General features: G+C 49.3%; 1 protein-coding gene. It reads left to right on the top strand.

The genetic code is table 11. From position 1 onward, the window contains the following. A partial coding sequence (gene iscB, locus FC83_RS13275) for an RNA-guided endonuclease IscB (protein WP_236700843.1) occupies positions 1-999 on the top strand: 999 nt, incomplete at both ends.

The following is a 999-nucleotide window of genomic DNA, read 5'->3' as shown; positions in this document are numbered from 1 at the left end:
GTCATCAATCGCCAGGGCGAGCCACTGATGCCCTGTAAACAACAAAAATGTCGTAAACTCTTACAGGCTGGCAGAGCCAAAGTTGTCAAGAAAGAACCATTCACTATTCAACTATTGTTCGGCTCAACCGGTTATAAACAACCTGTCTCAATCGGTGTAGATTCTGGACAGCATCATATCGGTCTGGCAGTTACGTCTCAGGATAAAGTCCTATTCCAAGGCGAAGTCAGTCTGCGGCAAGATGTGAAGAAACTACTGGATACCAGACGGGCTTACCGCAATGGTCGCCGCAATCGTAATACTAGATACCGTCCGCCTCGTTTTTTGAACCGGGCCAAGCCGGTAGGCTGGCTACCGCCATCAGTTGCCAGTAAAGTCCAACACAACATCAATTGGATTCAGCGAATGCAAGCGGTCCTGCCTAAAGCAGACCTGCATATCGAAGTGGGCAAGTTCGACATGGCAAAAATGAAACAACCGGATATTACAGGTTTGGGTTATCAGCAAGGCGACAAGTACGGCTATGAAACGACTAAGCAATATGTCTTAGCCCGGGATAACTATACCTGCCAGATCTGCCAGGGTAAAAGCAAAGACCCAAAACTGAAGATCCATCACATCATTTACCGGTCTACTGGGGGCACCAACCAAGTGAGCAATCTGCTCACGGTGTGTGCCAACTGTCATACCTTGGCTAATCATCAGCCCGGGGGCAAACTCTATGCCCTGCAGGCCAAGCAATTTCAAAGTCACCGTTCTTTAAAAGGCGCCACCTTCATGAACATCCTGCGCCGCCGGTTGTTCATGGCCTTTCCAGCAGCAAAGTTTCAATATGGGGCCCAGACGACTTTAGACCGGGCCAAGTTAGACTTGCCAAAAGCCCATTACAATGACGCCGTGACTATCAGCGGCATCCAAAAAATCACACAACGGCCCACAGCTGTGGTAATGTTCCACCAATTCCGTAAAAAGAAACGCTCCCTGCACGAAGCCACAGCC

The sequence above is a fragment of the Agrilactobacillus composti DSM 18527 = JCM 14202 genome (assembly GCF_001436375.1).
GTDB lineage: Bacteria > Bacillota > Bacilli > Lactobacillales > Lactobacillaceae > Agrilactobacillus > Agrilactobacillus composti.
Note: the sequence above shows the minus strand (reverse complement) of the source record. Positions and strands in the feature narration are given on the sequence as shown.